The organism is Thalassospira sp. B30-1, from assembly GCF_015767575.1.
Taxonomy (GTDB): domain Bacteria; phylum Pseudomonadota; class Alphaproteobacteria; order Rhodospirillales; family Thalassospiraceae; genus Thalassospira; species Thalassospira xiamenensis.
The window spans coordinates 3,136,327-3,161,440 of sequence record NZ_CP065232.1; the positions used below are offsets into that span (position 1 = coordinate 3,136,327).

Annotated in this window: 21 protein-coding genes and 1 pseudogene; 9 read left to right on the forward strand and 13 right to left on the reverse strand. The window is 53.3% G+C overall.

Going from position 1 to position 25,114, the window contains the following annotated elements:
- Positions 1-342 precede the first annotated feature (342 nt).
- Positions 343-1,722, reverse strand: coding sequence for an ATP-binding protein (locus tag IT971_RS14810; protein WP_063096064.1), 1,380 nt, complete (start codon positions 1,720-1,722; stop codon positions 343-345).
- Positions 1,719-2,429 (reverse strand): response regulator transcription factor, encoded by a 711-nt coding sequence (locus tag IT971_RS14815; RefSeq protein WP_220387810.1) that lies wholly within the window; start codon positions 2,427-2,429, stop codon positions 1,719-1,721. The genes IT971_RS14810 and IT971_RS14815 overlap by 4 nt, the downstream gene beginning before the upstream one ends.
- 223 nt (positions 2,430-2,652) lie before the next feature.
- Between IT971_RS14815 and IT971_RS14820 the strand changes: the two genes are divergently transcribed.
- The 4 genes from IT971_RS14820 to IT971_RS14835 are packed head-to-tail and all read left to right on the forward strand — an operon-like array spanning position 2,653 to position 7,500.
- Positions 2,653-3,837, forward strand: a complete 1,185-nt coding sequence (locus IT971_RS14820; protein WP_063096093.1) for an efflux RND transporter periplasmic adaptor subunit — start codon at positions 2,653-2,655, stop codon at positions 3,835-3,837.
- Between the two features lie 2 nt (positions 3,838-3,839).
- The gene (locus IT971_RS14825) at positions 3,840-5,822 is read left to right on the forward strand and encodes a MacB family efflux pump subunit (RefSeq protein WP_063096062.1); all 1,983 of its coding nucleotides are present in this window, start codon (positions 3,840-3,842) and stop codon (positions 5,820-5,822) included.
- Positions 5,823-5,836: 14 nt separating this feature from the next.
- Positions 5,837-7,273: an efflux transporter outer membrane subunit gene (locus IT971_RS14830; RefSeq protein WP_063096060.1), complete on the forward strand. Its 1,437-nt coding sequence runs from the start codon at positions 5,837-5,839 to the stop codon at positions 7,271-7,273.
- Between the two features lie 23 nt (positions 7,274-7,296).
- Positions 7,297-7,500: a hypothetical protein gene (locus IT971_RS14835; protein WP_063096058.1), complete on the forward strand. Its 204-nt coding sequence runs from the start codon at positions 7,297-7,299 to the stop codon at positions 7,498-7,500.
- 203 nt (positions 7,501-7,703) lie between these two features.
- Here the strand turns inward: IT971_RS14835 and IT971_RS14840 are convergent, their stop codons facing one another.
- The 11 genes from IT971_RS14840 to IT971_RS14890 form a co-directional block, all read right to left on the reverse strand.
- A complete protein-coding gene (locus tag IT971_RS14840; RefSeq protein WP_065702075.1) occupies positions 7,704-8,615 on the reverse strand; it encodes a flagellin in 912 nt (303 codons plus the stop codon).
- Positions 8,616-8,627: 12 nt separating this feature from the next.
- Complete coding sequence (flgK, locus tag IT971_RS14845) at positions 8,628-10,349, reverse strand: flagellar hook-associated protein FlgK (RefSeq protein WP_063096054.1); 1,722 nt, start codon at positions 10,347-10,349, stop codon at positions 8,628-8,630.
- 31 nt (positions 10,350-10,380) lie between these two features.
- Positions 10,381-10,803, reverse strand: coding sequence for a hypothetical protein (locus tag IT971_RS14850; RefSeq protein WP_063096052.1), 423 nt, complete (start codon positions 10,801-10,803; stop codon positions 10,381-10,383).
- 26 nt (positions 10,804-10,829) lie between these two features.
- Complete coding sequence (gene flgE, locus IT971_RS14855) at positions 10,830-12,125, reverse strand: flagellar hook protein FlgE (RefSeq protein ID WP_063096050.1); 1,296 nt, start codon at positions 12,123-12,125, stop codon at positions 10,830-10,832.
- A gap of 17 nt (positions 12,126-12,142) precedes the next feature.
- Positions 12,143-12,838 carry a flagellar hook assembly protein FlgD gene (locus IT971_RS14860; RefSeq protein ID WP_158526696.1) on the reverse strand — a complete coding sequence of 232 codons (696 nt, stop codon included), beginning with the start codon at positions 12,836-12,838 and terminating at the stop codon, positions 12,143-12,145.
- Between the two features lie 162 nt (positions 12,839-13,000).
- The gene (locus IT971_RS14865) at positions 13,001-13,507 is read right to left on the reverse strand and encodes a periplasmic heavy metal sensor (protein ID WP_065702077.1); all 507 of its coding nucleotides are present in this window, start codon (positions 13,505-13,507) and stop codon (positions 13,001-13,003) included.
- Complete coding sequence (locus IT971_RS14870) at positions 13,504-14,187, reverse strand: hypothetical protein (protein ID WP_063096044.1); 684 nt, start codon at positions 14,185-14,187, stop codon at positions 13,504-13,506. Before IT971_RS14870 ends, IT971_RS14865 begins: the two co-directional genes overlap by 4 nt.
- A gap of 59 nt (positions 14,188-14,246) precedes the next feature.
- The gene (locus IT971_RS14875; protein WP_139190034.1) at positions 14,247-14,858 is read right to left on the reverse strand and encodes a sigma-70 family RNA polymerase sigma factor; all 612 of its coding nucleotides are present in this window, start codon (positions 14,856-14,858) and stop codon (positions 14,247-14,249) included.
- 7 nt (positions 14,859-14,865) lie between these two features.
- Positions 14,866-15,339 carry a flagellar protein FliS gene (locus IT971_RS14880; RefSeq protein ID WP_063114473.1) on the reverse strand — a complete coding sequence of 158 codons (474 nt, stop codon included), beginning with the start codon at positions 15,337-15,339 and terminating at the stop codon, positions 14,866-14,868.
- Positions 15,329-17,017, reverse strand: a complete 1,689-nt coding sequence (fliD, locus tag IT971_RS14885; RefSeq protein ID WP_063096038.1) for a flagellar filament capping protein FliD — start codon at positions 17,015-17,017, stop codon at positions 15,329-15,331. Before fliD ends, IT971_RS14880 begins: the two co-directional genes overlap by 11 nt.
- A 78-nt stretch (positions 17,018-17,095) precedes the next feature.
- On the reverse strand, positions 17,096-17,914 hold the full coding sequence (locus tag IT971_RS14890) for a flagellin (RefSeq protein WP_063096036.1): 819 nt from the start codon (positions 17,912-17,914) through the stop codon (positions 17,096-17,098).
- Positions 17,915-18,521: 607 nt separating this feature from the next.
- Between IT971_RS14890 and IT971_RS14895 the strand changes: the two are divergent.
- The 5 genes and pseudogenes from IT971_RS14895 to IT971_RS14915 form a co-directional block, all read left to right on the forward strand.
- Positions 18,522-18,635, forward strand: a pseudogene (locus IT971_RS14895) (transposase); the annotation flags it as partial.
- Between the two features lie 1,277 nt (positions 18,636-19,912).
- Positions 19,913-20,428, forward strand: coding sequence for an RNA polymerase sigma factor (locus tag IT971_RS14900; RefSeq protein WP_063093468.1), 516 nt, complete (start codon positions 19,913-19,915; stop codon positions 20,426-20,428).
- 94 nt (positions 20,429-20,522) lie between these two features.
- Entirely contained in the window at positions 20,523-21,566 is a 1,044-nt protein-coding gene (locus IT971_RS14905; protein WP_063093467.1) for a FecR domain-containing protein, read from the forward strand.
- A gap of 346 nt (positions 21,567-21,912) precedes the next feature.
- Positions 21,913-24,207 carry a TonB-dependent siderophore receptor gene (locus IT971_RS14910; RefSeq protein WP_158526694.1) on the forward strand — a complete coding sequence of 765 codons (2,295 nt, stop codon included), beginning with the start codon at positions 21,913-21,915 and terminating at the stop codon, positions 24,205-24,207.
- 98 nt (positions 24,208-24,305) lie between these two features.
- Positions 24,306-25,103 (forward strand): ABC transporter ATP-binding protein, encoded by a 798-nt coding sequence (locus IT971_RS14915; RefSeq protein WP_037989767.1) that lies wholly within the window; start codon positions 24,306-24,308, stop codon positions 25,101-25,103.
- Positions 25,104-25,114: the final 11 nt, after the last annotated feature.

Consider the following 25,114-nt stretch of genomic DNA (forward strand, 5'->3'; position numbering starts at 1 on the left):
TTTGCGGGTTCAACATCCGTCATCCCCGAAGCCAAAACGACAAAACCCCGCCGGATAGCGGGGTTTGCTCGTTTGGTTGCGGGGAGAGGATTTAGCTACGCGCATTGCGCTACGCTGAACCGGCGCAAAGCGATGCTTTGCTTGGTTTGAACAAGAGGCTAAAAATGACCGCTCCCACCTACCAGACATTAAAAAAGCCCGCCACGAGGGCAGGCTTTCTTAAAGTTGGTTGCGGGGACGCGCACCGAAGTATACTCATCTACGCCAATCACCATTAGAGCCTAACTTATTTACTGCCAAGCCCTTTCCTCCGTATGATACCCAACCAACATAAGACAGCCTTCAAATTGCAGAGCCAAACACATTAGGGTCTACAAAATTGGAAAATGGCAGGGTAATCAAAACATCCAGGCCACCGCCATCACGGTTTCGAATGGCGATTTCACCGCCATGTGCCTTGATTGCACGCCGCGCAATCGAGAGCCCCAAGCCAAAGCCGGCACCGTTTATCCCGGGCTCCCCGCGGATAAACGGTTCGAACATATTTTCAAGCTGCTCAGCCGGAATACCCGGCCCCTGATCGGATATGGTGATGCAGAACACATTGCGATCGGCATCTGCTTCGGAAGAAATCCGCACCAGCTGGCCTTCGCGTGAATGGCGCAAGGCATTGCGCACTACATTTTCAAAGGCCCGCCGCAAAAGTTCAGCATTGCCCGCCACCACCGGCACTTCACCATGCCAGTTGCGTTTGATGGCAAGATTGGTCTGGACCTTGATCCCGGTTGCCTCGGCCTCAAACCGGGCATCACTAACAACCCGGCCCAGAAGATGGTCGATATCAAGCCATGTCTGGTTCTGGCTGGCACCGCTTTCGGCCCGTGACAGGGTCAGAAGTTCTCCGACCAATTCATCCAGCCGAATGGTTTCTTTTTCAATCCGGTCAAGTGATCCTTCGATCCGTTCCGGTTTCTGACGCGCCAGCCCGACGGCCAATTGCATCCGCGCCAGCGGGGATCGCAGTTCATGTGATACGTCGTTTAGTAGGCGGTCGCGGGCCTCGATCAACTGCTGCAACCGCACGGCCATCACATCGAAGTCACGCGCCAGATCGGCAATCTCGTCACGCCTGCGTCCAATCTTTTCGCCTAGCCGCCATGTCAGATCACCATTCGAAAGTCGTTCGAACCCCTCCTGAAGCTGCCGGATCGGGCGTGTCAGGTACCAGGCCAAAACACCGCTAAACACCAGCCCTCCCAGAACACCCGCAATCACCAACGGTGTCGGAACATTGAACCGCCTCCGTTCCGGGATAGAGGCAACGATATCGGACACATCAAATTTCAGATGTACCAGCAATCCGACCGGGCTGACCGCATCACGCGACAGAAATCCGTTTTCGCGGATTTCCTCGAACCGCTCTTCGGGAATAAAATCAGGCACCGGCCGTGCGGTGCGATTTGCATCAGGCTCGATGCTAAGACGTATGCGTTCATCTTCGGGCCAATGGGCAATCGCTTTTTCTAGTGCACCAATGCCTTCTGCCTCGACGATGCGGGCCGCGGTTTCGACATAACCGCGTGCGATTTCCTGAAGATATCCGACATGATAGGGCTTGGGCGGATCGCCATACAGTGTGAATAAAAGCCACACGCCCTGCCAGATTGCCATAAAGGTCAACGCAAAACCGATCAGGATTTTCCAGAATAACCGGCCTCTCATATGTCCTGCCTCAGGCGATAGCCAAAACCGCGCACGGTTTCAATCAAACCGGCATCATTGCTGACGGATTGCAATTTCTGTCGAAGGTTGCTCATATGCACATCAATCGAACGATCATAAACCTCGCGTGTGCGTCCCAATACCTTCATTGAAAGCTCGTTCTTCGATAAGGCACGTTCCCGCGCACGCATCAGAACTTCCAGAAGATTGAATTCCGATACCGTCAGGTCCAAGTCGCGACCATCAAACTGTGCCACCCGGCGCGCAGTATTCAGTCGCAATTTTCCCAGAACGACTTCATCGTCCATATTAGAGTCACTCGTATCGCGGCGCACCTCGGCAATCGGTTCAACGCGGCGCAGGACGGCACGAATGCGAGCCACCAGTTCGCGTGGATAGTATGGCTTGGGGATGTAATCATCGGCACCAAGTTCCAACCCGACAACCCGGTCGACATCGTCACCCTTGGCGGTCAGCATGATCACCGGCACCCGGCTTTTGGTGCGCAATTCGCGCAGTACTTCAATTCCGCCTATGCCCGGCATCATGATATCAAGCAACACAACGGAAAACCCGCCACCCAGCGCCATGCGCAGGCCATCCTCGCCGTTATAGGCGTTGGCTATTTCGAACCCCTCGCCTTCAAGATATTCGCCCAGCATCGCGCCGAGTTCGACATCATCATCAACAAGCAGAATTCTGGTCACGGGCAACGGGTCTTTCAAATGCGGGTTAATTCCTGTTCATGATGACATTCTAGCGCTTAAACCGCCTAACGAAAGGCGTGGATGCCAGACTTTACACATTCCTTACAGATCATTTTCATCCCCCTCACCCCGTTCTGACAAAGGGGTTGCTATGTCTGGTATGCCCGACGGCTCAATTGCCTTTCAACGTCGGGCGCGTCTCATCCAAGGACATGAAAGCACGATGAAGAAATCATCCAGGACCGCACGCAACCTTGTCATCGCCCTGATCGTCATATTGGCGGCAGGATGGATGGCACAGGCCTATCTGTTCCCGTCCGAAGCCAAAACCAGTTATGTGACCGCCAAACCCCGTATCGGCAATCTTGCCGATACGGTACTGGCAAGTGGCACCATCACCGCCTCCAAACTGGTCAGTGTTGGCGCACAGGTATCAGGGCAGATCAAGGCACTGCATGTCGATCTCGGTGATGAAATCAAGGAAGGAGATCTGATTGCAGAAATCGATCCATCGACCCAGCAGAACGATTTGCGCGATGCCGAGGCCGCCCTTGCCAACATCAAGGCACAACTTGCCGCCAAACAGGCCGAACTGAAACAGGCGGAACTTGATTATGCGCGGCAGAAAAATATGCGTGCGCTTGATGCCTCGCCTCAGGAAGATTTCGAAAGCGCCGAGGCAACCCTAAATGTGACCAAGTCTGAAATCGCAGCGCTCAATGCGCAAATTGATCAGGCAAAAATCGCCGTTGATACCGCCGAAATCGATCTTGGATATACCAAAATCCTGGCCCCCATGGACGGTACAGTTGTTGCCCTGCCAGTCAAGGAAGGCCAGACCGTCAACGCCGCCCAATCCACCCCGACCATCATAAAACTCGCACAGCTTGATACCATGACGGTCGAGGCTGAAATATCCGAGGCCGATGTCATCCGCGTCCGCGAAGGCCAACCGGTCAGCTTCACCATTCTGGGCGATCCCGACACGCAATATGAAAGCACGCTTCGCGCCATCGAACCGGCCCCGACCGGGATCGAGGATGACGACGACAACACCGACGACGAGGCGGTTTATTATAATGGCCTGTTTGACATCGCCAATCCGGACCACCGCCTGCGTGTCTGGATGACGGCCGAAGTCACCATCACGTTAAACGAAGTGGAAAATGCCCTGATCGTACCGTCCGCCGCGCTGAGTGGCCCGAACAAGGACGGGCAATATACCGTTCGGGTTCTTGATGACGAAGGCGCCCCGGTTGAAAAACCGGTCACAGTTGGCATGAACACCAATATCAACGCCCAGATCATCAGTGGCATTTCCGAAAATGACGACATTGTCATTGGCGCGACCAGTGGCGCAGTCGCAACCAGCCAGTCCATACGTCGCGGCCCGGGGGGGATGTTCTGATCATGAACCAGATAGCGAGAAACACGGTTAACACCCCGCTGATCGAAATCCGCGATCTGTGGCGGCACTACCCGGCGGGCGAGGATCGCATTGCCGTGTTAAAGGGTGTCAACCTGACGATTGAACGCGGCGAAATGGTTGCGATCATTGGCGCGTCCGGATCGGGCAAATCGACGCTGATGAATATTCTGGGTTGTCTTGACCGACCAACTGGCGGGGAATACCGGGTTAATGGCCGCCTGACCGGCGATCTGGAACCAGATGAACTGGCCGCCCTTCGGCGCGAATATTTCGGATTTATCTTTCAACGCTATCATTTGCTGTCGGATCTAAGCGCACTTGGCAATGTCGAAGTGCCGTCAATTTATGCCGGTTTTGACGCCGAAACCCGGCGCGACCGTGCAATGGATATCCTGACCCGTGTCGGACTTGGGGATCGCATTCATCATCGCCCCAGCCAGCTTTCCGGCGGGCAGCAGCAACGCGTCAGTATCGCACGCGCATTGATGAATGGCGGCGATGTCATTTTGGCCGATGAGCCGACCGGCGCACTTGATAGCCAAAGCGGCGCACAAACGCTTGAACTGTTGCGGAACCTGCATCGCGACGGCCATACCGTCATTCTGGTCACCCATGATCATGATGTTGCCGCCCATGCCGAACGCATCATTGAAATCCGCGACGGCGAAATCATCCGCGATGAACGCCAGACGCAAGCCTTTGTCGAACGCGCCGCCAGCAAAAAAGCTGAAAACTATACCCACCGCGCATCGCGTATCCGGGCCGAAATAGATCGCTTTACCGAAGCATTCAAAATGGCACTGGTGGCCATGAATGCGCATCGGTTGCGGACCTTTTTAACCATGCTCGGCATTATTATCGGTATCGCATCGGTGGTTTCGGTCGTTGCCCTTGGGCAAGGGTCGCAGGATCGCATCCTTGCCGATATCAGTTCGATTGCGACCAACACGATTGATGTCAATCGCGGCAAGGATTTCGGTGATCGCGATGCCAGCCAGATCAGGACATTAACCGCCGCCGATGCCGATATTCTGGCGACCCAGTATTATGTCGACAGCGTCACACCCAAGGTTTCAAGCACCGTCACCCTGCGATATGGCAATATCGAAGTCGATGCCGCGGTTGCCGGTGTCGGCACCGATTATTACCGGGTACGCGGCTATGAAATGGCCGACGGCATCTGGTTTAACAGCCTAGCCGTCGATAAACGCAGTCAGGACGCGGTCATTGACGACAATACACGAGAAAAACTGTTCCCGAACGGCGAAGACCCGCTGGGGCAGGTGATTTTCCTTGGCACCGTGCCGGTGCGCATCATTGGTGTCACCGCGCCAAAGGACAGCACTTTTGGCAATAATGACAGCCTGAATATCTGGGTTCCCTACACCACCGCACTGACCCGAATTCTCGGCCAGAATTACCTAAGCAGCATCACCGTCCGTATTGATGACGCAGTCCAAACCGCGTTGGCCCAACAGAACATCGAAACCCTTCTGACCCAGCGGCACGGGGTAAAGGACTTTTTCACGATCAATACCGACACCATCCGTGAAACCATCGAAAAAACCACCAGCACCATGACACTTCTGATTTCATCAATTGCGGTGATTTCCCTGATCGTTGGCGGTATTGGCGTTATGAATATCATGCTGGTGTCGGTTACAGAACGCACCGGTGAAATCGGGGTTCGGATGGCGGTCGGCGCACGTCAAAGCGACATTCTGCGCCAATTCCTGATCGAGGCGGTTCTGGTCTGCATCCTTGGCGGGGCACTTGGCGTTCTGACTGCCCTTGGCATCGGCGTTCTGTTTGACGCGATGGGAAGCTCGTTTTCGATGGTCTATTCGACGACCTCGATTGTCGCAGCCTTTGCCTGCGCCACATTGATCGGGATTGCTTTCGGCTTCCTGCCTGCCCGAAATGCCGCCCGGCTTGATCCGGTCGACGCCCTGTCGCGCGACTGACGGAGAATACAAAAATGATCACACGGATTTTAAAGACCGGAACCATCCTTTCGATGATGGCACTTGCAGGGTGCAGCAGCCTGAACGAAACCCGCTATTCCCGTCCGGATATTACGTCGGAAAACGGCTGGAACGGAGCCGCCACCGCATCGGACAACAGCAACGCAGCAACCATCACCGCCTCGCAAAACTGGTGGCAGAATTTCGGCGATGACCAGCTTGATGAACTTGTCGCCCGTGCGCTTGAACGCAATAACGACCTGGCGGCGGCCACCATCAAAGTCCGCAAGGCACAATTGACCGCGGGCCTTGCCGAAGATGACCTTTACCCCGATTTCTCCGGTGGAGCAGATGCATCGGTTTCGCGCGATCTGGACGAGGATAATGGCAGTACGCGAAGCTTTGGCACCAATGCCGGAATCAGTTACGAGCTCGACCTTTGGGGCAAGCTTGGCCATGATTACGATGCCGCCCGCTGGGAAGCACTGGCGACCCTTGAAGATCGTGAAAGCACGGCATTATCGCTGATCGGGACCACCGCCACCCTTTACTGGCAGGCGGTTTACTATCAGCAACGCCTGGATATCGCCCAGGCCAGTATCGATTACGCCCAGCAGACCCTTGATCTGGTCGATGTTCAATATGCGTCCGGTTCGACATCGTCACTGGAACTGTTCGAAGCCCGCCAGAACCTTGAAAGCCAGTTGGCCGATTATACCCAGATCGAACAAAGTCTAACGGAAACCAAAAACGCGCTATCGATCCTGTTTGACCGCGCACCGGGTGATATTGAAATTCCGCGCATGACATTACCGTCCGGTGCCCTGCCCGATGTGGCGGCGGGTCTGCCATCGGAATTGCTGTCGCGTCGCCCGGACGTACGGGCGGCTGAATTGCGCCTTAAGGAAAGCGTTTCGGATTTGAATTCGGTCAAAACCAGTTTGCTACCGACCCTGACCCTGACGGGGGAATTGGGCACCAGCAGCGACCAGTTGCGCAATCTGTTGCAAAACCCGATTGGCACATTGGGCGCCAGCCTTGCCCTGCCTTTCCTGAACTGGAACGAGGGACAGCTTAATATCAAGGTATCCGAAGCCGAATATGAACAGGCCATCGCCGAATTCCGCCAAACGGCTTACGAAGCCATGAGCGACGTTGAAAACGCGCTTTCAGCCCGCACACAATATGATCGCCGTGCCGCCCGGCTTGAAGCCGCACTTGACGCCGCACGCAATGCCGAACGGATTTACGAAACCCGGTTCCGGTCCGGTGCAGTCGCCATGCAGGATTGGCTGGACGCGCAGGAAACCAGACGCACCGCCGAAGAAGCTGTTCTTTCAAATCAGCTTGATCGCATTACCAACCTGATCACGCTCTATCAGGCATTGGGCGGCGATGCGACACCTGCCAATGCCCAAACCAACCCGGCACCGGACACCACAGCCGCCTGACAGCAACTGTCACACACAAAAACATGATGATGCGTTTTCAAAACCTTTCGCACCATATCGGTCATGTCCTGATCCTTTTGGGTACAGGACTATGCGCAACCGCGATCCTGCTTGGCGCAAGCCGGGCGGCACAGGATTGCAAGGATGACACTGGATCAGATCGTCTCCTTGAAACGCGCAAGATCGAGCCGCCCCCAGCAAAAACCGAATACAGGAAACGAAAATAGACCACCGAACCCGTACTCGACATTATCAGATCCGCCCCCTCGGCTTCACCCGTTTCCACGTGCGCGGCATCAGAAATGTCAAGGCTGAGTGGCAGCTCATGGCGCTCGGCTATAACTGCAAGCGTTTCGCAAGCGTCATGCAGGTATGAGGCCTTTATCGACCGTCACAACCAGCAACCAAACTAAGATCCGATATGGTAAATTCAGCGCAAATATTCAAACAGCGACATATCAACGATTTGACCGGCGACCGAATAGGATGCCTCAAGCTGTACTGACAGGGTTTCAAGATTCACCATGGCCTCGGCCAGGTCGACTTCGGAAAGGTCGGTCACGATACCCTCGGCGGTCAGTTGGAAGTCGGTATGCATGTCAACAATCGCCTCAAGCTCATCTTGGGTCAAAGAGACCTGGGTCTGAAGATCTGCAATTCCCTCGACCGCGCCCTCGATCAGGGTCATGGCCTCGGTCAGGGCGGCTTCATCAATCGGATCGGCTGATGCGTATGCCGTCAGGTTCAACGCCCGCAATGCCTGTTCGAACGGCTCCTGATCGGCGGTAAGGCCATATTCGATGGTGGTGCCATCCGCGACCTTGGCCGATGCAATATCACTATTGCCGGAATAATAGCTGGTATCGGCTGCACTGGGCGTTGTCATGGCCGGATAATCCGCCACATCGACAGAAACCGGTGCCGTATTTGTGGCCGACCCGGCAAACAGATACCGGTCTTCATATTGGGTATTAAGCAAAGATTCCATGGTGGAAAGTGCTGCCGTCGCGGACTCATTAATCCCGGCAACATCGGGACTTCCAGTGCTAAGTGCGCCCGAAATATCGGCCAGCATATCGCTCATCAGATCGACCATATCATTCAGCGTCGAATAATACATTTCGACCCGGCTTTGAATTTGCTCTGCTAAATCGGCATAGGCAGACGATTCCGATATTTCCGCGCTTAGTGTGCTGATGACATAGGAATTATCCGAAACACCGGAATAGGAGTCCGCTTTCATTCCCGAACTTGACTGGTTGGTTGCATCTGTAAGTTGTGATTGAACACTTCGCATCTGATTCAGCAGATTTTGCTGCATGGCGGCTGTCGAAACTCTCATGTTCTTTACCCTTTACCGGACAGCTTCAAGCAACGTGTCCATCAGAGACTGCGTGATCTCCAGGACCGCTGCGGCCGCTTCGTAGGCACTTTCAAGATTGGCCAATGTCAGAGCCTCTTCGTCAGTATTAACCCCGTATTGATTGGAAAAACTCTCAACCAGATCGCTAAACGCGGTGCTCGCAACACTGGCCTTGGTTTCGGCAGTCGAAGCCTGCTGGGCAACATCAGACAGTATTTCTGATGCATAATCCGAAAGCGTCGTTTTGGTACTGCCAAGGTTCCCGGCCGCATCGAAACTGACATTGGTATCAAAAACATTGGCCAATGCCTCGGCCACATCCGAGCTTCCCGACGAAATCACGCTATCGCCAACGGCAAGAGTCGCGTCGTCCGATCCCGATCCGGTTGGCACCAGACTGGAATCGGCCAGCCACGCGCTATTAACCGAAATATCATCGGCACCGGTTCCAGTGAACATGTCGTTCAGACCGAAATAATCCGACAATCCCTGCGCATCCGCACCAATCTCGGCATCCATATTGATGATCGATACACCGTAATCATCATCCGTGCTGGCGATGGTTAAAGTGCCATCCGCATTTACCGTAGCACTCATGTTTGTTGATCCATTGATCTGATCAACCAGATCTTGAACCGTCGTCACCGTAGTCAGATCGATATCAAGAATTTCAACCGCATTGCCATCCTCATCCGTCGCCACCAACCGAACGGTGCCGGTTCCGGAAAAGGAATCTGTCAGCGCCGTTGTCTCGCTTGATGTTAGCTCGTTCGGGCCGGGATAGGACGTGCCAAGATTGGTCACGGCATTGACGCTGTCCATCAGAGCCACGGCAAGGGCATCAAGTTCATCCTGAATGGCAGGTAGGGTTTCATCACGAAGTTCAATCAGTCCTCCCAGCGCGCCACCGCTGACATCATCCGTGATCGAATTACCATTCACGGTGATTTCGCCAAACACCGTGTCGGCATTTACCGTACCAACCGCGTTATATTCAAGTTCCTGCACCTGACTACCAACCACAAGCGTCCCGCCGATATAGATCTGCGTCTGGTTGGATGAATTGGTGTAATAGGACACATCAACCAGTTCAGACAGTTCCTGGATGGCGACCGCACGCGCATCTTCAATCTCGCTGGAAGCCAGCGTTGTACCATCCGTTCCGGTAAGCTGCTCGTTGTAGGACTGAATCTCATTCAACAAAGAATTGATCTGATCAACGGTATCTTCGATCGACTGATCGGCAGACGCACGCTGATCCTGAACACTTGCCGAAAGGCTGTTAAGCTCGCTTGCAATCTGCTCTGCATCGGTCAGAACAAGCGACTTGGCCGACTGGCTGTCTGCACTGACAGCAAGGGATGCGATTGATGTTTCAAGGTCGGTGATCAGGGTAGAAATTGCGTCATCATCTCCAACCGATCCGAAATTGCTTGAAACAATCTCAAGCGGGTCGGCAAACACGGATGCATACCCACTTTCCGACGCGGCTTCGTTAATCGCTTTGATCAGATAACTGTCAACGCTTGATCCCACCGAAGTGACCGAAACGCCCACAGCCGAACCACCGCTGATATTGCTGGCCAGACTGGTCGACTTGGTTGTGTATCCTTCGACCGACGCATTCGCGATGTTGTTCGAAGATACAGCAATCCCGGTCTGGCTTGATTGCAATGCGCTGAACGCAGCAGATTGGGCAGCACGGATCGACATTTTTCTGACCTGTCAGTTGTCAAAAGTGCAGTTACATCTTCAAATTCAGAATGGCGCGCGTTGATTTGCCATGCAGATCACCATCGCGGTCATATGACGTTGCCTGATCACCTGCCGTTGCGGCCCAACCGGCACGAATACGTTTCAGGCAGGCATCGCGCTTGGCCATAAGGCGGATATTATTGCGATCAAGCTTATTGCGAAGACTGCGCACCAAATCAAAATTGATGATCTGGCCAGCAAGCGGATTTTCCGGATCGGCCTGTTTCTGAGCACGCAGTTCGGACTTCAGCGCATCTTCCAGCAGAGTCTTTTCCGCCGTGATATCGGGCAAAAGGTCATACTGACCCTGTTCAAGGATCCGCCATTCGACATCGAGAAGTTCTTCGAGACGCGCAATGATCTGCGTGACGGCGTCGCTATCGTTTGGAAGTGCCAAAGCCATTGCTGTCATAACCTGAAATCCCCTTGCTTCACGACTTAGTTCACTGCCGAAATGAGCGTGTCATACATATCGCTGGTCGTTGAAACGACCTGTGCCGCCGCCGAATAGGCCTGCTGTGCGATGATCATTTTGGAAAACTGGCTGGTAGTATCGACGGTGGAACTTTCCAGCGAATAATCCGCCAGCGTCCCGGTTCCGCCATCACCCGGGGTTTTCAGCACATAGCTGCCCGATGTGTTGCTTTCCTTGTAGACAGTATCGCTATAAGCGGTCAGGCCATCCGCGTTGGCAAAATCGGCCAGTACGATCTGATAGACCGGTTCGCTCTCGCCGTTTTCATAGGTCACCGAAACAACCCCATCGTCCGAGATCGATATCTCGGCGATCTCGCTGTAATTCGAACCGTTCTGGTCAACCGAATACAGCGTCATGTCGCCATCTTCTTCGTCGGACGCAAATTGCTGCAAGCCGTCGTCATCGCCGGCCGTTCCAAGATCGGAAACGATAGAGCTATCATTAGCCCCGGTGGTCCAGCCGGTGATGGTCAGAGTTGCATTGTCGGTCACATCAGTGCCGCTGGTATCCGTAATCGCCGAAAGATTGCCGTCCCCGTCAAAGGTAATCGTCAATGGACCACCCGAGGACGTACCCGTAACCGTCGTTCCGTCCGAGGTCAGAACCGGATCAGAATAAGTCAGCTCCCACTCATTCTCGGCCGTTTTCTCGTAGTTATAGGTTACCGTATGACTGGTACCGAGACTGTCAAACACTTCGACATCAACGGAAAATGTATCGCCAACTGCCGCATCTGCCGGAAGGTTTGCTACCATCGAAACTTCGGTCGAAGCTTCTGCCGTTCCGGTCAGATCTTCAAGATTGATCGTCGTCAGGGCCGATGTGCTGGTCGGAACGGTGCCGCTTGCCGGATTACCGTCATCGTCAAGCGCGTATCCCATAAGATAATAGCCAGAACTGTTAACCAGATTGCCTTCGGCATCAGTGTCAAAATCACCGGCACGCGTGTAATAAACGTCACCATTGCCATCGGTCACGACAAAGAAACCATCACCCGATATCGCCAGACTGGTCGCAGTATCATCTGCCTGAATCAGGCCTTGCGAGCTGATATTGGTTTGGGTCGATGTCGTCACACCATTGGAATAGCCAGTCGTCGTCGAGCCGGGCGTGGTCACCAGCGACGAGAAGGATGTCGAACTATCCTTGTAACCGACAGTCTCGCTGTTACTGATATTGCCCGAAATCACACCAAGCGACGTCGATTGCGCATTCAGCCCCAAAACGGCGGAATTCAGTGCACTGCTTAAGCTCATGGCTTTGATCCTTCGCTTCAGGAAACTGTTTGCGTGCCCTGAACGTCCGAGATCGCGATATCGACCCCGTTGACATACAGCACGGCTTCGTCGCCGGTCAGGTCGATTGCCGACACCACACCGGTCATGAGAATTTCAGAATCAACGGAATTTCCGTCAGAATCGGTCGCTTCGACCGAAAGGGTATAGGTCCCCGAGCTCAGCGTGCTTCCGCCGTCCGTCACCCCGTCCCATGTGAAATTATTCGCACCCTCGGCACCGGTCACCGTCGTCTCGTAGACAACATTTCCATCTTCATCGGTGATTTCGATGCTGACATTCGAGGCATCATCATCAAGGACAAAATACCATTCGGCCTCGCCATCTTCGAGCGGGGCGGTATCCCCGACTGCGACAACATCGGTACCAAGATAGGACTGCGCGGCGCTGTTATCGATCACCCCCTGTAGGGTCAGAAGCGATTCCGAAAGATCCGACAGCAATGCATTGTTATTTTCAGCCAGTTCAAGCTGCTCGAAGGTCGCCAGCTGCGTGGTCATCTCTGACACATCTTCGGGATCGGTCGGGTCCTGATTCTGAAGCGTCGTCAGCATCAGCGTCATATAGGTTTCGTAGGTAGAGCTCTCGCTCGTACTAGACGAAGTTGATGTGCTTGACGACGAGGTCGTCGAAGCCGTCAGGCTATCGTATGTCAGGCCGCTGAGGTAACTCATCACCGCCTCCATGAAGCGAACATTGAACGGGTCTTATGTTCGTTTCACGCTGACGGACGGAAAAACTGGCGCAGCAAATTCACTTTTTTAGAAAATAAATCCAAAAACAAAAAAGGAGCGCATTTGCACTCCTTTCCGTCTTAGGCTCGTTTCCGGCAAAAGTTACTGCGGCGGCGGTGGCGGCCCAGGACGATGCAATGCCAGTTCTGCGCGATCTTCGGGTGACAGCTGGACCGCGACATTGGCCATGTGCGTAAGTATACGACCAAAATCATCCCCGATACCGTTCTTCATTTTTTCAAAGACGCCACGGATTTCGGCATCCGTTGCATCGTCGCGCAGCAAAACCTCGCGCAGTTCTCTGAACTTTTTCAGGTCATCACGACGTTTCATCAAATCTTCCATCACCGGCGCAAACTCGGCGTCAAAAATGGCCTTTCCTTCCGGGCTCAGCTTCTCGCGTACTTCTGAAAGCATGCGAACCGGCGGCGGCGGGCCATTGTCCGGACCAATCATCGGCGGCGAGCCCCCCAAAAAGCTGTGGAGGATCGTACTACCCGCGGCAATACTTCCCGCAATTGTCCCAATCAGGAACAGATTCAAAGCAAGCGATGCCCACAAGAACCTTCGGGTGGCATCAGGCTTGCGACGATCATCTAAAATCATCATTCCCGCCCTGTTTGCGTGTTTGCACCATTCGAACCGATTCCCATGCCTTGCGAGGCCTCATCAAAAACATGATTTTCCAGAGCCTGCATCATCGGCATTTCGATTGCTTGGGCGTTGGTTTGGATTTCCTGTTCGGACGTAAATACAACGCCAACCACAAAACCGAACATCACACAAAGCACCATCCCGAAGGCAGAAGCAAAGGTCGCTGAATACCGCAACAATGCCTGCGATGACTTCACCCGGATACCTGATATTGCAAGAGCCGGGTCAGTTGGTCCTGTGACGCTACCAACCGGATTGGCGGTCCTTTCGGACGGATAAGTCTGACGCTGTGGAACAGAATCACCCTGATGTTCGGCCGCCCGCAGCTCTGCACCACGTCCGCGGCGCGCGTCGTTAAAGGAAAAGGCATCGCTTTTCGCGTCATGACGTCGCGGCTCTGCCGCATTTTCTTCTGCCTCAATCACCGCAAAAATATCGTCAATTGCGCGATGTTTGCCCAACGGCAAGGGATCATCGGCCAGCAAATCTTCAACAGATTTCAGGGATTTCAGCAATTCAGCTGCTTCATCATTCCGGGCAACAAGAATGTTGGCCTCATGGCGAAGCGGCTCCGGCCAGGATGTAATGTCCCACCCGTACTGATCCAGCAATTCTTCAAATTTCTCGATCTTCACAGCACACCGCTTTTTCCTAGGACGAACCTACCTGTTCGAACGCAACTGAAGTTAACGATCTATCCCATTGCTTTCAACTCTTCACGCAGTCGCTTTCGTGCCCTTTTTAACAATGATTCCATCGCATTGACGGAAACCCCCATAATAGCAGCCGCTTCTTGATTGGACAGTTCACGATCATAAAACAGATTGATGGCAATTTGTTGTTGCTCCGACAGCAGCTTGATCGCAGTTCGAAGCCGCCTGAATTCCTGATGTTGTGCCAGCTGTTCAACTGGTGAAATCGCCTCATCAGGCATGTTTTCAAGATCACTGCCATCGACGAATTGCGGTTTGCGTTTCAGATCAATCACCCGGTTTACCGCAACCCGATACAGCCAGGTTTTGAAGCTGGCTCCTTCCGGACGCCATTTTTCCCGATGCAACCATACCCGGACGAAAACATCCTGCGTCGCATCTTCCGCGTCACTGCCTGTAAGACCCATACGTCGCGCAATCCCGATAATCCCGCGATAGTATCGCTCGACAAGCACGCGATAGGCGTGCTTGTCACCCCGAACCATCAGGGCCACAAGATCCTGATCAGCAAGTTCCGACAGGGCGGCATTCTGTCTTGCCGCCTCGGAGGCTTGCGATCCCGTTGTCATTTCGCGACGGATGCCTACACTCAACTGCCCCTCACAACACCTGTTCCACGATATGACGTGTTCCACGAACCTGTTGCGGTCCAGCGGCCTGCGAATTTACCGATTTGAAACTCTCCCACTGTTTTGCCAGTGTTTCGAGGTTCCGGTCCACGATTTCGTAACGTTCCTCAAGCGGTGTTTTCCGCCCGTTTCGAGCCAGAAGTTTGATCATGCGCGCATAGAACGCATACAGATCACGAGACAGTTCAGGGGCCGACTTCGGCGAGACAACTGCCTGCAATGCTCGCAATCGATTGACCGCAATTGCCTTTTCCTGACGTTCAAGATCGAAATGCTTTTCTTCACGGTATTGTTTGGCCGCCCGCAGATGCTGGCGCGTACGGGTGATGGCGATCACCATCATCGCAACCGGTGACGTCGTGCGCAATGCATTGTTGTATTGTGCGCTTGCACCGGCAAAACGATAGGCCTGCTGTGCAGTCGTCTGCGAATGCTTATTCATCATCACCCCACAAGGCTTCAAGTTGTTCGCGCAGCAGCTGAAGCTGATACATCTTGGTTTCCAGCGCCGAGTAGCGTTCCGTCAGATCTTCGGCATAAGCCTCGGCGGCGGTCGTCACATCTTCGATTTCATCCTCAAGATTGGTGGTTTGTTCTTCCAACCGCTCGATACGGGCGGAAATCAGGCCATCCGAACTGTTGGTATATTTGTCGAGCGCCTTGACCATCTCATTGCCAAGGCCGCTAGAAATCGTGACATCGACACTTTCGGAACTGTCCCCGCCAAAATACAGCTCGACACCTTCATAGACCGACCCTTCAGCCCCGATGATATTGTTGCCGCTGATGGTGAACAGACTGGAATCACCGCCGACACTGCCCGACGTGATATTGCCTTCGGCATCAACCTCAATGTCGATGGTAAAGGTCCCGGTATAGGTACCATCGGCTTCGGAAACCAGCAGGGTGTCCGAACCGGTATCGGTCGACAGTGAAAACAGATCGGCAACCTCGTCAAAATTCGACACCAGAGCATCTTCAAGTGTCTCGGAATCGATCACCAGATAGTTGCTTTCATCAAAGGTAATGCCGATTGACGATAGGGACGCATAAGTTTCGCTGTTTTCGGTGAAGGACAGTGCGTCATAAACCGATGAAACAGCCGAGCTTAAAAGTGAATCACCAAACAAAACCGCATCCTCATCCGCGCCCTGACCGGCTTCATAGGATTGATTGGTAATAACAAAGCTGCGCAACTCGTTATAGGCGTCGACAAAAGCCTCAATCGCGTCATAGACCGAACTCGCGTCCTCATCGATTTCAAGCGTAATCTCAGTACCTTCTTCCTCCGCATACAGATAAAGCGTCACACCATCAATCACGTCATCAACCGTATTGCTGCTTCGGGTTACCTCTACCCCGTCGACAGAGAAAATCGCCTGATCAGCTGCCACCAGCTCGTTCGCATAACCGCCATCGTCATTGATAAACCCCAAAGACGCAGCCAGCGTTGTGTCTGCTCCATCGGTATCAAAGGTGATCTCCTGCCCGGTATCAATAGCCGATAGCACCAGCATATATTCATCATCGGAAACCTGAAGCACACTGGCACGTACCCCGGTTGCACTACTCTGGTCATTAATGGCATCGGCAATATCGTCAAGCGACATGTCATCGGATATCTCGATATCCGTCGCAGTATAATCATCCCCGGCCACAAGACTGAGAGTACCTGAGAGGCCTGCCGCTGACGACGCATCGGCATAAGTATCTCCGCCCAGTCTGTGGGCAGTCGCCATCTGTTTGATTTCAATCGTATAACTGCCAACAGTGGCCTCATCATCGACGAGCACACCCAGCACATCCGATGCGGTCGTATTGGCATCCGACGATGACAGATAGGCCGATTTTCCAACCCAGACATCATCGCGCAAACTGTCAAGCTCGGCCGAGGCGGTCAGGGCCTCTGCCGCATCTTCCAGCGCCTCAAGCAGGTCCTGTAAATCTTCAAACGCCGCAATTTCAAGTTCAAGCTCATCAACCTCTGCCTCGATGGTGTCGGCAACTTCCATCTTGGCGTTATAGGCGTCTTCAACCAGCTCTGCGGTATCAAGGTCTGTCAGACCTGAAACGTAGGACGACGATACATAGCTCGACGATGTAGATGAGTTCACTGTCGACATTCAGCCCTCCCTTGTCACGCGATACCAGAAGCAACAGGACCACCCGGCGGCTCTAACACCGGGCGGTCCCGCAACGAGTTAGCTCAGCAACCGCGAGAGCTTCTCGAGATTTTCGTTGGAAACCGACAGGGCTTGGATGGCAGAGTCCATCTTCACGCCAAGTTCGGTCTGCTCCGCACTCAGTTCCGCGATATCGGCATCCATATAGACGCTCATTGCGGCTTCAAGGTTGGTCTGGGCGGTTTCGATGTTACCGGACGCATAATCAAACCGCGACATCAGTGCACCGACCGTTGCACGCCCGGACGAAACGGTGGTAACCGCCGCTTCGATTGCCGTCAGCTCGGTTGCCGCGTTGGTCGCCGATGTCAGATCACCGGCAAGACCAAGGCTTGCGGCGTCATAGGCCTGTGCGGACAAGTCAACAGCGATTGCTGCAACGCTCGAGTCCGCAGAAACGGTGAAGTTCTGGTTATAGGTGCCGTCTAACAGCGACGTATCGAAATAGGTCGTCGAGTTGACGATGGAATCAACCTGCGCAACCAGTTCCTGATACTCGCTGTCAAGATAGGCACGTTCCGTATCGGTCACCGAACCCGAAGAAGCTTCGGATGCCAGTTCGTACATACGTTCAAGAATATCACCGATTTCCGAAAGACCGCCATCGGCCGTTTCAAGAATAGCCGTTGCGACTTCAGCGTTATCGCCAGCCTGTTCCCATGCCGCATAATCAACAGACATCGCAGTATAAACCGCAAGACCCGCCGCATCGTCCGATGCAGAGTTGATGGACTTGCCGCTCGACATCGCCGTCAAAACGGAAGTCATTTCATCTGTGGTCTTGTTGAGGTTCGACACCGCAAGGGTCGCCGACATATTCGTGTTAATGCTCGCCATTTTCGCGATCTCCTATATGGAAGAATGGAACTGACATACCTGCCAACCGACCCAAAATCGGGCCGGTATCCATATCCACGCGTGCAGGCGATAAAACTGGCGACGCTTCTGTTGTTTTTTTTTTCGAGAACTGCCAATGCCACACGATAAATGGCTGTTTTTCCGGATTTCGCAGCAGATTTAAATTTTGTGCCTATCATGAAAAAAAGGCCGCCAAAACGGCAACCTTATGCATTGAGAGGCACGAACATTTGCTATGATGTTCGTGTTTTTTCTATCATTTACGCGTATTGCCTTTGCCTTGGTCGCGGCAACAACCTGTCACCAACGGCGGATAAGGCAGAATGGGCTAACGACGACCTTCCTGAGTGATAGCCTTAACCCATTTCACAACCGTTGAGGCGCTGACTCGCAAGTGCACCAAGGCATCTCAACAGCGCATGCCACCTTGCAAAACGGCATCAATACCCGACCACGTATATCTTGACCCCATACTTTCAGCTAAGAGACTGATTAGAAAAGACTCTGAAGCAGAATGGGTTTGACCTGAGCCCTTAAAATTCGCCCAGAAATGAGTAGGTCTGTCTTAACGAAGAAAACAGACGATATGAAACGATCACGGTTCACGGAAGAGCAAATCATCGGGATGACCCGGAAGCAGGAATCCGGGCAGAAGACAGCGGATGTTTGCCGTCGTCATGGCATCTCGGAAGCCACATTTTAAAAGAACAAAGCCAAATACGGCGGTATCGGAGGAGACAATCCCCATCTTTGAAATCTCGAGATCGATCAGATTGGCGACGCGGCATGAGCGAAGAAAACGTTATTGCTGCTAGCCCTGAACAAATCTGATCCGTTTACCCGCCCCGGCCCGGAACACAGAAAGATCACAGGCTCTCGGCCACGCTGGCCCTAGCCTGGGACTGACGCTGCGAATGACACCTCGGTCAATGATCTTTACCGCCGGAAACATGACCAAGACATCCGGGCCACCGCCAAGCGATAGCCGATGCGACAGCAGAACACACAACCCAAAACCGAAACTCCGGCCTCCCGGAAGTCCGGGCAGCCCCTGTGCCTCCCCCAACCTCACCGACGGACGGTCCTCGGGCTCACCGCCCGCTCCGATCACCCCTGGCCATCACGACTCTTCCGGCAACCGATGGTGCCCAGACGCATTTCGGGTGTCTGCTATCCTCACCCTCGGACGGTCTTCAGGCTCACCGCCCGCTCCGGTCACTTTCGGCAACGACGGCACTTTCCGCTAACCGCTGAGGTCCGGACACACTTCGGGCGCACGGCCCCCACTGGTCCACCATCGACGGGTCACAGATCACCGCTGCCCGCTGCTGCCATCGCTGCCGCTCCCGGCAAATTCAACGCTCCTTTTCCAACAAGACGCACCTCTCCCGTCATGACAAATGACCGGATTAGTCCCCTTAGTCCTTGGGCAGAATCCCGCCGTAACGGCTCCGCCATCCGCCGCCCCATATCCTGCGGGTCACCTCGCCGCCCTGCCCGTGTCTCTGTCTCTGTCCGTCTCTTTGCCGCATCATCCTGATCACCTCTTTCATCCAGCCCCAAACGCAAAAACCCGCAAGGCTCAAAGCCTCGCGGGTTTCGGTCCGGGCGCTTTTCTCCCGTTGACTTTTATCTTATGCCACAAACAAAAGAACAAATCAAGAACTTTTTTTCGAAGAATCTGAAAAACTTTATATATGCCCCAGGGCTGCCCCCAATTCGTACGCCTGAAATTGACAATTGAAATCTGGTTGCCCTTAGAAAAGGGAATTGTCGTATGGCACGGATTTAATGCTGCAGAATGAATAAGTTATTGCTCGTTTTCTTCTGCTTGAAGGGCGTGGATTGATCAGCAGAACAGCGATCTAACAGCATATTTCACATTCTTTAAACCGTTACACGGCCCAATTTAATTGCGAATGAGTATTATTTTTGATAACTCAACAAGTATCGGATCATTAGAGTCAGGTTTTCGGTTTGGCAATAACCGACATCAAAACGCTATTCCTTTCCCATCAAAGGGAATTGCAGATTTATCTCACTCGCCTGTTGCGCGACGCTGATATTGCTGTGGATTTGACACAGGAAACATTCCTGCGTGTTACCGAACACGCCCGGCAGAATAAATCGAATGATGTGACGCATGTACGCTCCTACCTGTATCGGGTTGCCCACAATCTTGCCGTGGACCATGTTCGTGCACAAAAGCGTAACCCGGTGAATCGGGCTGATGACAGCAATCTGGGAACGATCCCTCACAATGCCCCCTCGCCAGAACAAATTGTCGGCGATCAGTCTGAACTTGATTTCGTGCGGCGTGCCCTTGATGAACTTCCCGAAAGGACGCGCAATATCTTCGTGCTGGTGCGCGTAGATGGGCTTACCTATCATCAGGCTGCCGAGAGACTTGGTATCTCCGACAGCTCGGTCCAAAAGCATATTGCCCGTGCCATTGCCCACGTCATGGCACGGCGGGGCAAGAAAGGCGTGTGATCTGGTGCAAAATTTTTTAGCCTTTTCTTGTACTTTGAACGTCCTAAAGTTATGGACCAAATGAAACAGCGATTTTCGGGCGCGGATCAGTAACGTGAATCAAACGCAACAGACGCAGGAAAGCATTGATCTTTGTGCCGCCAACTGGGTTGCGCGGATGATTGACGGCGGCCTGAATGATGCAGAACACAAAGCTCTTGATGCCTGGCTTGCACAATCCCGTTCCCACCAGCAAGCATTTGCCGATGCCAATCACGCACTTGCGATGATGGATGCCAGTCTGTTTTCTGACGGCGTAAATGCGGCGCAAAGCTCTATGCATGAGGCAGACAGGCAGAACGCCGAAATCCGGCCATTTCCGGTAATTACAGGCAAAGGCAAAAAACCGCCTCGCACAGGTATCGGAAAATGGGCCGCGATTGCCCTGGCTGCCTGTCTGCTCATCGCACTGTTTTCCGGCAGGGTGCTGATGGGTGATCCGGCTTTGGTCTGGGGGGCAGATTATCATACTGCACCTGGCGAAATCAGGACGATCACCCTTGACGATGGCAGCAAGATAACACTTGGCCCCGATAGCGCCATTGACGTCAAATTCAGTGAACAGGAACGACGGATCGAAATTTTTACCGGCCTCGTCGACTTTCAGGCAGTTCCGATGGAGAATGCCGGTGATCGTCCGTTCGTCGTGTCCACCGGCGACGGTATAGCACGCGCTTTAGGGACCCGTTTTGTCATCGACAAATTCGATGATTATGCGTCGGTCTCCGTATTGCAACACAACGTGAAAGTCAGCCTGACAAACGGCGCGCGCCCCACAAAATCGCTCGTTCTGAGCCCCAATGAGGCTGTCAGATACAGCCGATATTCACTTGAAGATATCTATCCCGTCAATTCGGACCGTGTTCTGAGTTGGCAAAAGGGCAAGCTGATCTTTGACCGGGTTGCCTTGCGTGAAGTGGTTGCCGAGTTTTCCCGCTATCAGCATGGAAAAATCCTGATCGCCAATGAAGCCGTTGCACGAAAGCGTGTAAGTGGTGTTTTCGACATGAGCGATCCACAAGTCGGGCTGGACCTGATTGCGACAGAGCTGTCTATCCGCAAGGTTTCCATCACACCGCTGCTGACATTCCTTTACTAAATCGGACGCCCAGTCTTCCGGAAAAGCCGCATTTCGGCCATTTCCCGACCTTCCTCCTGAAGAAAAACAAAAAATAGAAATTTATCTTACTGAATCAGAATGCAAATCCCGTCTCACCTAGCATCAGCAAATGCAAATCATTTGCGTTATTAAGAAAATATCGAAGATGGGGGTCTGCATAATGCAGGTAAATAAAGCCGGCAAAGCCCGGTTGGCAAAAGGTTTGGCATATCAGTTGATATGTGGTGCAAGTTTGTTTGCACTTGCTGCCGGGTTGATCGTTACGGGGGTTCCAGCCACGGCGAAAGCACAACAGGACAATACGTCGGTAAGCAGTGCAACACCGATGGAATTTTCAATCCCGTCACAGGACCTTAATCAGGCGCTGTTGACTTTTGCCGATCAGGCAAATTTGCAATTGTTCTACGATCTGGACCGTGTCGACGGTTTGCAAAGTTCGGAACTGGAAGGCAGTTACACGCCTTCTGATGCACTTAAAGTCCTGCTGCTGGGTAGCGGTATGACCTATCGGTTCACGGGCGAGAGCACTGTTTCCCTGTCAAAGATGGAAACTTCCGATGTGGATGCGTCGACTGTTGTTGATCCGGTCTATGTCGAAGCAAATGCACAAAGCTCAAGCGAACTGGCGCATGGTTACGTCGCAACAACCAGCAGTTCGGGAACCAAAACCAGCACTCCCCTGATCGAAACCGCCAAAAGCATCTCGGTCGTGACCGAACAGGAAATTGAAGACCGCGCAGTCGCCAGCATTGAGGATGCAGTCGCCTATACCGCAGGTGTCGCAACCAATAATTACGGCTATGATCCACGCTTCGATCAGGTCTATGTCCGTGGCTATCCGGTTCATATCTATGGCGATTATCGTGACGGCCTACGGCAGATGACAGGTGTTTACGCAACCTTCAGAACCGAACCTTACAGCCTTGAACAGCTTGAGATCGTGAAGGGCCCGACGGCGGCACTATATGGCCAGACGACACCCGGCGGCTTGCTAAATAGCGTCACCAAACGCCCGCACAAAGATGCCAAAAACAACGTCTATGGACGTTTCACCGACACGGAATCCTATGAAGGTGGTTTCGACTATAATCTGGATATCAGCGAGAATGGCGAATGGGCTTCGCGATTTGTCGGCATGGCGCGTTATGGCGAAACAAGCAATGACATCCAGGATGATCGCCAGATGTTCGCGCCAACCATTCGCTGGCAACCCAATGAGAACACGGACCTGACCGTTTATACCCTTTTACAACATGACGAGACGGACGCATCTGCGACATTGCTGAACCTGAATGGCGAAGTCCTTGACTATCGTACCAGTGACGCAGATTACGACTATCAGAAGCAAGATCAGTTTCAGGTCGGCTATGAACTCACCCACCATCTGAACTCCGTGCCGGTCACCCTGGCTCAAAACACCCGATTTGGTTATTTTGACCTCACGGCCCGCTATCTCACCGGGGGCGTTGCCGGGGCTGGCTGGAATCCTTCTGACGCCAACGAATATCGACGCGTGGCGCAGGCCGTCCAGGAAACGCTCTGGAGCGCACAGGTCGACAATCAGGCAATTACCAGCTTTGAAACCGGAGAGGTTTCTCATGAATTGCTGACCGGTCTGGATTTAATGTACTCGAAATCCGATTATCGATTTGGTTCAAGTGCGGTGCTGAGCGACTACAGCTTCTATCTTGATGACCCAAACAGATCAATTTCCGGCAGCACGCCTGCCTACACGACATTGGATGATGTTACTTATAACCAGACAGGCGTCTATGTTCAGGATCAGCTGGAATACGGGAACTGGCATTTCAATGGCGGCGTTCGTTTCGACTATGCAGAGCGCAAGCGCATCAGCCGCCTGACAAATACCGGCTCAACAGACTACAACACCGCAACGACTTTTAATGCCAGCGCACTTTACGCGTTCGATAACGGTGTATCGCCCTATGTCAGTTGGGGCACTTCATTCCTGCCAAGCACCAGTCAGGATATCAACGGCAAGATGCTCACCCCGACCGAAGGTGAACAATATGAAGTTGGCGTCAAATACGAACCAATCGGGTTCGATAGTTTAGTCACCGTATCTGCCTATCGGCTGACCGAGGACAATGTTGCCCGCTATGCAGGCTACAGTGCCACAATTGGTTCGTATTATGAGCCTATCGGCAAACTTGAATCACGCGGGCTTGAAATCGAAGGCAAGGCAAATGTGACCGAAAGCCTGAGCCTTGTTGCAAACTTTGCCTATAACAATGCCAAGATCGTCAAAGGCTCCTACCGTGGCAACACGCCGCTCGTAACGCCGGAAAAAACCGCATCGACCTGGGTGGATTACACTTTCCAGAGCGGACCTCTGAGTGGCTTCGGACTTGGCGTTGGTGTTCGCTACATCGACTCAAGCTATGCCAACTATACCAACACCAGCAAGAACAAGTCTTACACACTGCTTGATGCCGCAATCCGATATGACTTCGGTGCGGTCAGCGACAAGCTTGAAGGCCTGACACTCGCCATCAACGGCACCAACCTCGCCGACAACAAAGCCGACATTTGCAACAACGGATACTGCTACCAGAACGAGGGGCAGACCATTGCAGCAACATTAAAATACGACTGGTAACCGCGCATCCCGGGGCGCAATACCGCGCCCCGGGTCCGTTTTCCGCAATCCGCGTCCAACGCGGATTTTCTGCATTTCCAAGAAACTGGTTCATCGCCATGGATTTGTCTGACCGCCCCGCCGTTCTTGCCATGCAGGACACCCATTTCCAAACATCGGAGGGCTCAATCCTTCTTAAGGAAGTCTCCGTTACATTTCGGGCGCGCAGCCTGACTGCAATTGTGGGCCATAACGGTTCTGGTAAATCGACGGCCCTTAAAATGCTGGCTGGGCTGAACAAACCATCGGGGGGGACCGTCACCCTTGATGGCGAAAATATTGCAAGCTTTGGCACACGCGAATTTGCAAAAAACGTTGCCTATCTGGCACAGGATCCCGGCGACGGCGCAGATTACACCGTCGAGGAACTGGTCGCTCTGGGACGGTATCCCTGGCACGGACCATTCGGGCGATTACAGGACCACGACAAACAAGCAATCGAACGTGCCATTGCTCTGACCGGGCTGGAATCATTACGTCAACGTGCTGTCCACACCCTGTCTGGTGGAGAACGGCAACGTGCATGGATCGCAGTCACGCTGGCCCAGCAGGCACCTTGCCTGCTTCTGGACGAGCCAATTTCAGCACTCGACCTTGCCCATCAATATGAAATCCTGCTTTTGCTTGCAGAACTCAGCAAGCAAGATGGCTTGTGCATCATCGCCGTTTTGCACGATATCAATCTGGCTGCGCGCTTTGCCGATCAAATCGTTGCCTTGAAAAATGGCCATCTGATTGCGGATGCATCCCCTCAAACCATTATGCAGCCCAATATTCTGCGCGATATTTTCGGCATCGACATGCTTGTCCAGCCCCATCCAACCAATGGGCATCCTGTTGCCTTGGCCAATGTGTGACGGGACGAATT

Excerpts from the sequence above, each read along its gene's own strand:
- IT971_RS14810 (WP_063096064.1), bottom strand. The coding sequence starts at position 1,722 with ATGAGAGGCCGGTTATTCTGGAAAATCCTGATCGGTTTTGCGTTGACC.
- IT971_RS14820 (WP_063096093.1), top strand. The coding sequence starts at position 2,653 with ATGAAGAAATCATCCAGGACCGCACGCAACCTTGTCATCGCCCTGATC.
- IT971_RS14825 (WP_063096062.1), top strand. The coding sequence starts at position 3,840 with ATGAACCAGATAGCGAGAAACACGGTTAACACCCCGCTGATCGAAATC.
- IT971_RS14830 (WP_063096060.1), top strand. The coding sequence starts at position 5,837 with ATGATCACACGGATTTTAAAGACCGGAACCATCCTTTCGATGATGGCA.
- IT971_RS14835 (WP_063096058.1), top strand. The coding sequence starts at position 7,297 with ATGATGATGCGTTTTCAAAACCTTTCGCACCATATCGGTCATGTCCTG.
- IT971_RS14840 (WP_065702075.1), bottom strand. The coding sequence starts at position 8,615 with ATGAGAGTTTCGACAGCCGCCATGCAGCAAAATCTGCTGAATCAGATG.
- flgK (WP_063096054.1), bottom strand. The coding sequence starts at position 10,349 with ATGTCGATCCGTGCTGCCCAATCTGCTGCGTTCAGCGCATTGCAATCA.
- IT971_RS14850 (WP_063096052.1), bottom strand. The coding sequence starts at position 10,803 with ATGACAGCAATGGCTTTGGCACTTCCAAACGATAGCGACGCCGTCACG.
- flgE (WP_063096050.1), bottom strand. The coding sequence starts at position 12,125 with ATGAGCTTAAGCAGTGCACTGAATTCCGCCGTTTTGGGGCTGAATGCG.
- IT971_RS14860 (WP_158526696.1), bottom strand. The coding sequence starts at position 12,838 with ATGAGTTACCTCAGCGGCCTGACATACGATAGCCTGACGGCTTCGACG.
- IT971_RS14865 (WP_065702077.1), bottom strand. The coding sequence starts at position 13,507 with ATGATGATTTTAGATGATCGTCGCAAGCCTGATGCCACCCGAAGGTTC.
- IT971_RS14880 (WP_063114473.1), bottom strand. The coding sequence starts at position 15,339 with ATGATGAATAAGCATTCGCAGACGACTGCACAGCAGGCCTATCGTTTT.
- fliD (WP_063096038.1), bottom strand. The coding sequence starts at position 17,017 with ATGTCGACAGTGAACTCATCTACATCGTCGAGCTATGTATCGTCGTCC.
- IT971_RS14890 (WP_063096036.1), bottom strand. The coding sequence starts at position 17,914 with ATGGCGAGCATTAACACGAATATGTCGGCGACCCTTGCGGTGTCGAAC.
- IT971_RS14910 (WP_158526694.1), top strand. The coding sequence starts at position 21,913 with ATGGAATTTTCAATCCCGTCACAGGACCTTAATCAGGCGCTGTTGACT.
- IT971_RS14915 (WP_037989767.1), top strand. The coding sequence starts at position 24,306 with ATGGATTTGTCTGACCGCCCCGCCGTTCTTGCCATGCAGGACACCCAT.